We start from the raw sequence: 6,940 nt of genomic DNA on the forward strand, positions 1-6,940 counted from the left end.
CCGCCCAGCTGCGCGATCGGGCGCACCGTGATGCCGTCGGCCTTGAGATCGAACATGACGTAGGTCAGGCCCTTGTGGCGCTGTGCCTCGGGGTCCGACCGGAACAGCCCGAATCCCCTCTCGCCGAACGGTGCCCGCGAGCTCCAGATCTTCTGACCGTTGAGCTTCCAGCCGCCGTCGGTCCTGGTGGCCGTCGAGCGGAGCGAGGCGAGATCGCTGCCCGACTCCGGTTCGGACCACGCCTGCGCCCAGATCTCCTCGCCGCTGGCCATCTTGGGCAGCACCCGATCGAGCTGCTCTTCGGTGCCGTGCGCGAATAGCGTCGGCGCCAGCATCGAGGTGCCGTTGGCGCTGGCCCGGCCCGGCGCGCCGGCGCGGAAGTACTCCTCCTCGTACACGATCCACTGCAGCAGCGTTGCGTCGCGGCCGCCGTACTTCTTCGGCCAGGCGATGACGGACAGGCCTGCGTCGAAGAGCACCTTGTCCCAATGGCGGTGCTGCTCGAAGCCCTCGGCAATGTCGTAGGACTTCGTTGGGAAGTGCTCGCGGTTGGCGGCCAGGAAGTCACGGACCTCGGCGCGGAACTCCTCGGTCGGGTCGTCGAATGTGAGGTCCATCAAAGCTTCTCTCGCAAAAGGGGTTTGACCACTTTTCCTCCGGGGTTGCGGGGCAGCACGTCGAGGAAGGCCACCGACCGAGGGGCCTTGAAGTTCGCCAGGTGCTGGCGGGTGTAGGCGATGACGGTCGCCTCGTCGAGCTGCGCACCGGGCCTGACGACGATGAACGCCTTGCCGACCTCGCCGAGTCGTTCGTCAGGCACGCCGATCACGGCGCTGTCGGCGACCCCGTCGAGGCGGGCGAGCACCTGTTCGATCTCGGCGGGGTAGACGTTGAAGCCGCCGCAGATGTACATGTCCTTGAGCCGATCGGTGATGCGCAGATTGCCGTTACCGTCGACGGTTCCGACGTCGCCGGTGTGCAGCCAACCATCGGCGTCGATCGCCGCCGCGGTGGCCTCGGGGTCCTCGAGGTAGCCGAGCATCACGTTGGGACCCCGCAGCAGGACCTCGCCTGCGTCGCTGCCGTCGGCCGCGTCGATCTTCAGCTCGAAGTCCGCGATGGGTCTGCCGCAGGTCGTTGCCACCGTGACGGCGTCGTCGTCGGGCCGGCACATCGTGCCGAAACCGCTTGCCTCCGTGAGCCCGTACGCGGTCAGCACGACGTCGATGTCCAGCTCGCTCTGCATGCGTTCGATCAGCACGACCGGCACGACGGCCGCGCCGGTGACGGCGAAGCGCAACGAGGTCAGGTCGTAGTCACCGCGCTTGGGATGGTCGAGCAAGCTCTGGTAGATCGTCGGCGGGCCGGGCAGCACGGTGATGCGCTGGTCCTGGACCGCCTGCATGGCCTTCTCGGGGTCGAACGTCAGCAGCGGGATCAGCGTCGCGCCCGTCTGCAGGCACGTGAGGATCCCAGCCTTGTAGCCGAAGTTGTGGAAGAACGGGTTGATGCACAGGTAGCGGTCGGCACTGGTGAGCTCACCGCAGGCGGCCCAGGCAGCGGGCGCGTCGAGGGACTGTCGGTGTGCGGACAGCACGCCCTTGCTACGGCCGGTGGTGCCGGAGGTGAAGAGGACGTCGGACACGTCGTCGGGTGTCAGCGCGGCGGCTCGGGCGTCGGCGGCGTTCAGGTCCGTGCCGCGCGCGACGAACTCGTCCCACGTACCGTCCCCCTCTTCCACGGGCACCCGGACGATGTGCCGCAGGGCGGGCAGTGCTTCGCGGTCGAGTTCGAGGGTCTTGTCGCTGCCGAGGAAGTGGCCCATCCCGATCAGGAGCGGCGCCTGGGTGCGGGCCAGGATGTCGGATGCCTCGCTCGCGGTGTAGCGCGTGTTGAGTGGTACGACGACGGCCCCCGCGTAATGCGTGGCCAGGCACGCGACCACCCAGTGCCAGGTGTTGGGGGACCAGATTGCCACGCGGTCGCCCGCGTGCACGCCGAGGTCGATCATGGCGGCCGCGGCCTGCCTGACTTCGGCTCTGAGCTCGGCGTAGGTGATCACGCGATCGTCGGTGACCAGGGCATCGCGGTCGGCGAACTGATCGGCGATCCGGTCAAGGACCCCGGGAATGGTCCTCGGCTCGCTCTCCATCGAGACTCCTCTAACAAAGCAAGTGCTTGGTAGGTTAGCCTACAGGGGTGATAGAGGTCCAGACGTTCCGGGCCGAGGTCCGGCAGTGGCTCGCCGACAATCTCGTCGGCGAATTCGCCGCGCTCAAGGGGCTCGGCGGTCCTGGCCGCGAGCACGAGGCCTTCGACGAACGACGGGCGTGGAACCAGCATCTCGCCGCCGCCGGACTGACGTGTCTCGGGTGGCCAGAGGAGCACGGGGGCCGCGGTCTGACGGTCGCGCACCGCGTCGCGTTCTACGAGGAGTACGCCCTCGCCGATGCCCCCGACAAGGTGAATCACTTCGGTGAGGAGCTGTTGGGGCCGACGCTCATCGCCTACGGGACGCCCGAACAGCAGAAGCGGTTCCTGCCGAGGATCCTCGACGTCACCGAACTGTGGAGCCAGGGGTACTCGGAGCCGGGTGCGGGCAGTGACCTCGCCAACGTGTCGACGTCGGCCGAGCTCGTCGGTGACGAATGGATCATCAACGGGCAGAAGGTATGGACGTCGCTGGCGCACTGGGCACAGTGGTGTTTCGTCGTCGCGCGCAGCGAGAAGGGTTCCAAGCGCCACGCCGGCCTCTCCTATCTGCTGGTCCCGTTGGATCAGCCCGGTGTCGAGGTGCGCCCGATCGTCCAGCTGACGGGCGACTCGGAGTTCAACGAGGTCTTCTTCGACGACGCGCGCACCGACGCCTCTCTCGTCGTCGGCGATCCCGGCGACGGCTGGCGAGTCGCCATGGGCACGTTGACCTTCGAGCGTGGGGTGTCGACGCTCGGCCAGCAGATCCGTTACGCGCGTGAGCTTTCCGGCATCGTCGAGCTGGCCAAGAACGCCGGCGCCATCGACGATCCGCTGATCCGCGAGAAGCTGACCCGGTCGTGGGTGGGACTGAAGACGATGCGGTCCTATGCGCTGAAGACCATGGACGTCGAGCAACCGGGGCAAGACAACGTGTCGAAGCTGTTGTGGGCCAACTGGCATCGCGAACTCGGCGAGATCGCCATGGACGTCCAGGGCAAGGCGGCGCTACTGCTCGACGGTGGCGAGTTCGACGAGTGGCAAAGGCTGTACCTGTTCTCGCGCTCGGACACCATCTATGGCGGTTCGAACGAGATCCAACGCAACATCATCGCCGAGCGGGTGCTCGGCCTACCCCGAGAGGTCAAGGGATGAATCTCGCCATCGCGCCCAAGGAGATCGACGGCCACGGACTGCTGACCGGCAAGGTCGTCCTCGTCACGGCCGCTGCGGGCACCGGCATCGGGTCGTCGGCCGCACGGCGTGCGCTCGCGGAGGGCGCCGACGTCGTGGTGTCCGACTTCCACGAACGGCGCCTCGGCGAAACCCGCGACGAGCTGGCCGGACTCGGCCTCGGCCGCGTCGACTCCGTCGTGTGCGACGTGACGTCGACCGAAGCCGTCGACTCGCTCATCACCACGGCCGTCGAGAAGATGGGCCGAATCGACGTCCTCATCAACAACGCAGGCCTCGGCGGTCAGACGCCCGTCATCGACATGACCGACGACGAGTGGGACCGTGTTCTCAACGTCACGCTGACGTCGGTGATGCGGGCGACCCGTGCCGCGCTGCGGTACTTCCGCGATGCCGGGAATGGCGGAGTCATCGTCAACAACGCCAGTGTGCTCGGCTGGCGCGCGCAGCACTCGCAGTCGCACTACGCGGCGGCGAAGGCTGGCGTGATGGCGCTGACCCGTTGCAGCGCAATCGAAGCCGTCGAGTATGGGGTGCGGATCAACGCGGTCTCACCGAGTATCGCCCGGCACGAGTTCCTCGAGAAGACCAGCAGCTCGGAGCTGCTCGACCAGTTGGCCTCGGACGAGGCCTTCGGCCGCGCGGCCGAGCCATGGGAGGTGGCGGCCACCATGGCTTTCCTGGCCAGCGACTACTCCAGCTATCTGACCGGCGAGATCATCTCGGTGTCCAGCCAGCGAGCCTGAGCGGCGAGCCGAATCAAAAGTCGCCAAGCAAGCGCTTGGTTGATACACTGCACGAGTGGACAAGGCGCTTCCGAGCCGCCGCGACGAGTTGCTCGACCTCGCCGCGACGATGTTCGCCGAGCGCGGCCTGCGGGCGACGACCGTCCGCGACATCGCGGACTCGGCGGGGATTCTATCCGGCAGTCTCTACCATCACTTCAAGTCCAAGGAGCAGATGGTCGAAGAGGTGCTCCGCGACTTCCTGGATTGGCTGTTCGCGCGGTACCAGGAGATCGTCGGGACCGAGACCGACCCGCTGAAGCGGGTCGAGGGCCTGTTCATGACATCGTTCGAGGCCATCGAGCACCGGCACGCGCAGGTCGTCATCTATCAGGACGAGGCCAAGCGGCTCTCGTCACTGCCGCAGTTCTCGTTCGTCGACGAGCGCAACCGCGAGCAACGGACGATGTGGGTCGACGTACTCAAGCAGGGCATCGCCGATGGCTGCTTCATCGCCGACCTCGACGTCGACCTCGTGTATCGGTTCATCCGCGACACCACCTGGGTTTCCGTCCGCTGGTATCAGCCAGGCGGACCGCTCACCGCAGAGCAAGTGGGCAGGCAGTACCTCGCCATCGTTCTCGGTGGCATCACGACAGAAGGAGTCTGAAATGGCCGAGGCGTACGTCATCGACGCTGTGCGAACCGCGGTCGGCAAGCGCAACGGATCGCTGGCCGGCGTTCATCCCGTCGACCTCGGCGCCGCCGCCTGGCGCGGTCTGTTCGAGCGCACCGACCTCGACCCCGGCGCCGTCACCGACGTGATCGCCGGTTGCGTCGACGCCATCGGTGGCCAGGCGGGCAACATCGCTCGGCTGTCGTGGCTGGCCGCCGGATTCCCCGAAGAGGTGCCCGGCGTCACCGTCGACCGGCAGTGCGGATCGAGTCAGCAGGCTATTTCCTTTGGTGCGCAAGCGATCATGTCCGGCACCGCCGACGTCATCGTGGCGGGCGGCATGCAGAACATGAGCCAGATCCCGATCAGCTCGGCCATGATCGTCGGTGAGCAGTTCGGTTTCACCTCGCCGACCAACGAGTCGAAGAGTTGGCTGCACCGCTACGGTGATCAGGAGATCTCGCAGTTCCGTGGCTCGGAGATGATCGCGGAGAAGTGGAACGTCTCGCGTGAGGAGATGGAGCAGTTCGCGCTGACCAGCCATCAGCGTGCGCAGGAGGCGATCCGGTCGGGGTACTTCGAGAACGAGATCATCGCTGTCGACGGGTTCGTCACCGATGAGGGGCCGCGGGAGACCTCGCTGGAGAAGATGGCCGGACTCAAGACGCTCGTCGAAGGCGGGCGGCTGACGGCGGCGATGGCCAGTCAGATCTCCGACGGCGCCAGCGCGGTGCTGCTCGCTTCAGAGCAGGCCGTCAAGGACCACGGGCTCAAGCCACGCGCCCGCATCCACCACATCAGTGCCCGCGGCGCGGATCCGGTGTACATGCTGACGGGTCCGATTCCCGCCACGCACTACGCGCTCGAGAAGACGGGTCTGACGATCGAGGACATCGACACCGTCGAGATCAACGAGGCCTTCGCGCCCGTCGTGATGGCCTGGCTCAAGGAGACAGGAGCCGACCCGGCGAAGGTCAACCCCAGCGGCGGCGCCATCGCACTGGGCCATCCGCTGGGCGCGACCGGCGCGAAGTTGTTCAGCACCATGCTGAACACGTTGGAGCGCACCGGCGGTCGCTACGGCCTTCAGACGATGTGCGAGGGCGGCGGCACGGCCAACGTCACCATCATCGAGCGCCTCTAGGCCCTCGCGGGTATCTGCGGCCGGCTCTCCGTGGTGCTGGCTGCGGACGCGAACGCCGTGCCCAAAGCGGCGAGGTAGCGGTGGACCGACGCGCGGGCGACCTCGTTGTCTGGGAACGAGATCGCCGCCGTGGTGCGCTCGGCGTCGCGGTTGATCCACATGTTGATCCCTCCGTGAGACAGGTCGTCGCAGTAGATGCCGAAGTTCGTCTCGTCCCACAGCGAGGCGACGGGAATCCTGCGGAAGTCCAAGTAGGACACCATTATTGGGGGCTGGCTTGGCAGCTTGATGCCGAGTTGGTCCGCCGGGGTCAATTCCAGCACGCGCTCGAACGGCACGCTTGCCATCGATCGGTTGGCGTCGAACGACTCCTGCGCCGCGCGGGCGGCGTCGCCGAACGTCCCGTCGCCCATCGTCACGGTGACGGGGAACAGGCTGGCGAACCAGCCCGCGGTCAGGGTGTCGACGCCCGCCGTCCTGGTGTCCGACGGCGTGAATCCGCGGAAGACCGTCTTGCCGGTGAACTCGCGTTCGGCCATTGCGGCACAGGCCATCACGCCACCGGAGAAGCGAGCGCCCGCGCCGCGGCAGGCCATGTCGAATACTTCGGTCTCCTCGGCGGTCAACAACTCCACCGTCACGAGGTCGCCGCGATTGTCGGTCGAGGTGTCGCCCAGCGGCAGCGGGAAGCTCGGCCAGTCGCCGTCGGCGTCCTCGGCGAAGGTGGTCCAGTCCTGGATCTCCTGTGACGCGGGAGTCGTGTTCGCCACGTGCTCGCGCTGCCGCGCGGTGTAGTCGAGGTAGCCGCCGACCGCGGGTGCAGCGACGGTCCGGCCTGCGACCAGGTCGTGGTACCGCAGGTGGATGTCCAGGAAGATCGGGCCTGCCGACATCCCGTCGCTGTTCAGATGGTCGACGCTGGAGTAGAAGGTGAAGTGATCACTTCCCTGGATGACGCCGAACGAGAAGCAGTCCCAATCGAGGGTTCCGGGAGTGGTCGCCGGGACG

At 66.9% G+C, this 6,940-nt stretch carries 7 protein-coding genes; 4 read left to right on the top strand and 3 right to left on the bottom strand.

Going from position 1 to position 6,940, the window contains the following annotated elements:
• Positions 1-617 (bottom strand): acyl-CoA dehydrogenase family protein (locus ACRDUX_RS21315; RefSeq protein ID WP_526416225.1); only part of this gene is annotated, 617 nt, incomplete at its 3' end.
• Positions 617-2,152, bottom strand: coding sequence for a 3-((3aS,4S,7aS)-7a-methyl-1,5-dioxo-octahydro-1H-inden-4-yl)propanoate--CoA ligase FadD3 (gene fadD3 / locus ACRDUX_RS21320; protein WP_526416227.1), 1,536 nt, complete (start codon positions 2,150-2,152; stop codon positions 617-619). The genes ACRDUX_RS21315 and fadD3, both read right to left, overlap by 1 nt.
• Before the next feature lie 47 nt (positions 2,153-2,199).
• Here fadD3 and ipdE1 point away from each other — a divergent pair, with 47 nt between their 5' ends.
• From ipdE1 to fadA6, 4 genes are read left to right on the top strand one after another with little or no spacing between them, the layout of a single operon-like run.
• Complete coding sequence (gene ipdE1, locus ACRDUX_RS21325; RefSeq protein WP_526416228.1) at positions 2,200-3,348, top strand: acyl-CoA dehydrogenase IpdE1; 1,149 nt, start codon at positions 2,200-2,202, stop codon at positions 3,346-3,348.
• On the top strand, positions 3,345-4,133 hold the full coding sequence (gene ipdF / locus ACRDUX_RS21330; protein ID WP_526416230.1) for a (5R,7aS)-5-hydroxy-7a-methyl-1-oxo-2,3,5,6,7,7a-hexahydro-1H-indene-carboxyl-CoA reductase: 789 nt from the start codon (positions 3,345-3,347) through the stop codon (positions 4,131-4,133). Before ipdE1 ends, ipdF begins: the two co-directional genes overlap by 4 nt.
• Positions 4,134-4,188: 55 nt before the next feature.
• Positions 4,189-4,782 (top strand): TetR family transcriptional regulator KstR2, encoded by a 594-nt coding sequence (gene kstR2 / locus ACRDUX_RS21335; protein ID WP_526416232.1) that lies wholly within the window; start codon positions 4,189-4,191, stop codon positions 4,780-4,782.
• 1 nt (position 4,783) lies between these two features.
• Positions 4,784-5,932 (top strand): steroid 3-ketoacyl-CoA thiolase FadA6, encoded by a 1,149-nt coding sequence (gene fadA6, locus ACRDUX_RS21340; RefSeq protein ID WP_526416234.1) that lies wholly within the window; start codon positions 4,784-4,786, stop codon positions 5,930-5,932.
• Here the strand turns inward: fadA6 and ACRDUX_RS21345 are convergent.
• Positions 5,929-6,940 (bottom strand): condensation domain-containing protein (locus ACRDUX_RS21345; RefSeq protein WP_526416236.1); only part of this gene is annotated, 1,012 nt, incomplete at its 5' end. The two genes, fadA6 and ACRDUX_RS21345, sit on opposite strands and share 4 nt — an antisense overlap.

This window comes from Mycobacterium sp. (assembly GCF_050701675.1).
Classification (GTDB): domain Bacteria; phylum Actinomycetota; class Actinomycetes; order Mycobacteriales; family Mycobacteriaceae; genus Mycobacterium.

Bases quoted from the DNA above. Each gene is read 5' to 3' on its own strand.
- fadD3 (WP_526416227.1), bottom strand. From the start codon at position 2,152: ATGGAGAGCGAGCCGAGGACCATTCCCGGGGTCCTTGACCGGATCGCC.
- ipdF (WP_526416230.1), top strand. From the start codon at position 3,345: ATGAATCTCGCCATCGCGCCCAAGGAGATCGACGGCCACGGACTGCTG.
- fadA6 (WP_526416234.1), top strand. From the start codon at position 4,784: ATGGCCGAGGCGTACGTCATCGACGCTGTGCGAACCGCGGTCGGCAAG.